We start from the raw sequence: 2,782 nt of genomic DNA, 5'->3' as shown, positions 1-2,782 counted from the left end.
GGTGCATCTGAATCATTGGTCGGGGCACGGCAGAGGAGGAACTTTGTACTGGGGAGAAAGCTTACTAATGCCGTGCCGCTACTATATCAAATCCGGGTGTATCTGAATCATTGGTCGGGGCACGGCAGAGGAGGAACTTTGTACTGGCGGCAAAGCTTACTAATGCCGTGCCGCTACTATATCAAATCCGGGTGTATCTGAATCATTGGTCGGGGCACGGCAAGGAAGGAACTTTATGCTGGGGACAAAGCTTACTAATGCCGTGCCGCTACTATATCAAATCCGGGTGTATCTGAATCATTGGTCGGGGCACGGCAAGGAAGGAACTTTATGCTGGGGACAAAGCTTACTAATGCCGTGCCCCTACTGGTGTAATTTTGCTGCAAAGGGAAACGATATTATAATGCGTTAACGCACCATACATATAGAAACTAAAATCCCAAATCTAAAATTAATTATGGCAATTAGCAATCGCGAACGAATTGGCAGAGCTTTAGACCTTCTTCTTGAGGGATTATATCCTTACGTGGAACGGGAAATGCGTTCGGTATACCGGGATAAATGGCTCGTCGCGGCTACTCCCTTTGTTCCAGAAGACCGGACTCTCCGCCGCAGTGTGGAACAAATTTTAAAACAAGATGTTTCTGCGCTGTTAAAACTGATTTGGAACCAGTGGCATGAAGTGTTCAAAAAAACCCTGGGCAATGCGGAAAAGAACTTGGTTGGGGAATTAATGGTGACGCGCAATTCTTGGGCGCACAACGATTCCTTTTCCAGCGATGATGCTTACCGCGCCCTTGATAGCATTGCCCGATTGTTAACGGCGATTTCTGCAACAGAGGCGGATACTGTAGAAAAGCAAAAGCAAGAATTGCTGCGAATTCGGTTTGACGAACAAGCAGGTCGGGAAACTAAGAAAGCTGCCGTTACTGCTGTGGAAACTCAACCCGCTGGCGGTCTTAAACCCTGGCGGGAAATTGTCACTCCTCACCCGGATGTTGCTTCTGGACGCTATCAAGAAGCTGAATTTGCCGCCGATTTGTGGCAAGTTCACATGGATGAAGGTTCGGATGAATATCGCCTGCCGACAGAATTTTTCCGCCGCACTTATTTAACCGAAGGACTGAAACAACTTTTGGCGAATGCTTTACTCAGGCTTTCCGGAAAAGGTGGCAATCCAGTAATTGAATTGCAGACAAATTTTGGCGGTGGTAAAACTCACGCTTTGCTATCTCTTTATCATCTGTTTTTTGGCGTCTCTGTCAGCGACTTACCCGGACTAGAACCCGTCTTTGCCTCTGCTGGCGTTACCGCTGTTCCAGAGAATGTCAAAACTGTGGTTCTGGTGGGTAATAAAATTTCTCCCGGTCAACTGCACGAGAAAAAAGATGGCACTGTCGTCAGAACCTTGTGGGGTGAAATTGCTTGGCAGTTGGGGGGAAAAGCAGCTTATGAAATGGTGCGGGAAGCGGATGAAACCGCTAGGAATCCAGGGGATAATCTGAAAGAATTATTTAACCGCTATGCTCCTTGTTTAATTTTGATCGATGAATGGGTGGCTTATGCGCGTCAATTGCACGAAACCAGCGATTTACCTGCTGGCAGTTTCGATACTCACCCAAGTTGCTAGTTATAACTTGTGACAGCGGTAATTGCTCGCTTGCTAATTGCTAATGGCTAATTGCTAATTGGGTTAACAGGCTTTTGCCTTCTTGACAACTACCCATTAGCCATTAGCCATTAGCCATTACCAGTACCGCTTGATGTAACTAGCAACTTGCGTTACTCATTTTACCTTTGCTCAAACCTTGAGCGAATCGGCTAAAAATGCCAACCAAACTCTATTAGTGGTTAGCGTTCCATCTTCTGATATTGAAACTGGTGGAGAACGGGGAAAAGAAGCTTTATATAGATTGAAAAATGCGATTGGTCGGGTCGAGTCTCCCTGGCGTCCTGCTAGTGCGGAAGAAAGCTTTCAAATTGTCCGCCGTCGCTTGTTTCAACCTATCACTGACCCCGCTTTATTTGTGGCGCGGGATGCTGTAGTGAGGGCGGTTCGGGAAATGTATCAATCTCAATCTCAGGAATTTCCTTTGGAATGCCGCGAAGGGGATTATGAACGGAGATTGACAGAAGCTTATCCGATTCATCCGGAATTATTCGATCGCTTGTATACAGACTGGTCAAGTTTGGATAAATTTCAGCGCACTAGGGGCGTTCTGCGCTTGATGGCGAAGGTGATTCATTTTCTTTGGGAACAGAGCGATCGCTCTCTCCTCATCCTACCTGCCAACGTGCCAATGGCAGATTCCCAAGTCCAATCAGAACTCACCCACTATCTCGAAGACCAATGGGTTCCCATCATTGAAAAAGATGTGGATGGGATTAATTCACTCCCAATTACCCTCGACCGCCAAAATCCCAACCTGGGACGCTATTCTGCCTGTCGCCGCGTCACCCGCACGATTTACATGCGTTCTGCACCTACCTTACGCGCTGCTAATCGAGGTTTAGAAGACCGCCGCATTAAACTCGGTTGCGTCCAACCGGGGGAAAGTCCTGCCACCTTTGGACATGCCTTGCGCCGCCTGACCGACCAAGCGACGTATTTGTATGTAGATGGCAATCGCTACTGGATTTCTACCCAACCCAATGTTACCTTCAACCGCAAGAAGGCTCCCGCCATAACGGTACGACCTTTGGCGGTGAGATGAATTGCGGACAGGATCTATGGTAGAATGTTTTACGTCAGATATAGCGACGTAGCGATGTTGGTATTCGA

2 protein-coding genes and 2 pseudogenes are annotated in these 2,782 nt (G+C 47.6%); all 4 read left to right on the top strand.

The features are described 5' to 3' along the window. Positions 1-201 (top strand): hypothetical protein (locus MiSe_RS48425; RefSeq protein ID WP_226594591.1); only part of this gene is annotated, 201 nt, incomplete at its 5' end. A gap of 34 nt (positions 202-235) precedes the next feature. Further along, entirely contained in the window at positions 236-412 is a 177-nt protein-coding gene (locus MiSe_RS48420; protein ID WP_226594589.1) for a hypothetical protein, read from the top strand. Between the two features lie 45 nt (positions 413-457). Then, a pseudogene (locus MiSe_RS48415) lies at positions 458-1,612 on the top strand (Swt1 family HEPN domain-containing protein); the annotation flags it as partial. Positions 1,613-1,784: 172 nt separating this feature from the next. Then, a pseudogene (locus MiSe_RS48410) lies at positions 1,785-2,660 on the top strand (DUF499 family protein); the annotation flags it as partial. Positions 2,661-2,782 lie beyond the last annotated feature (122 nt).

This window comes from Microseira wollei NIES-4236 (assembly GCF_020521235.1).
GTDB lineage: Bacteria > Cyanobacteriota > Cyanobacteriia > Cyanobacteriales > Aerosakkonemataceae > Microseira > Microseira wollei.
The sequence above is the reverse complement of the archived record's forward strand: the minus strand, read 5'-3'. Positions and strand labels throughout refer to the sequence as shown.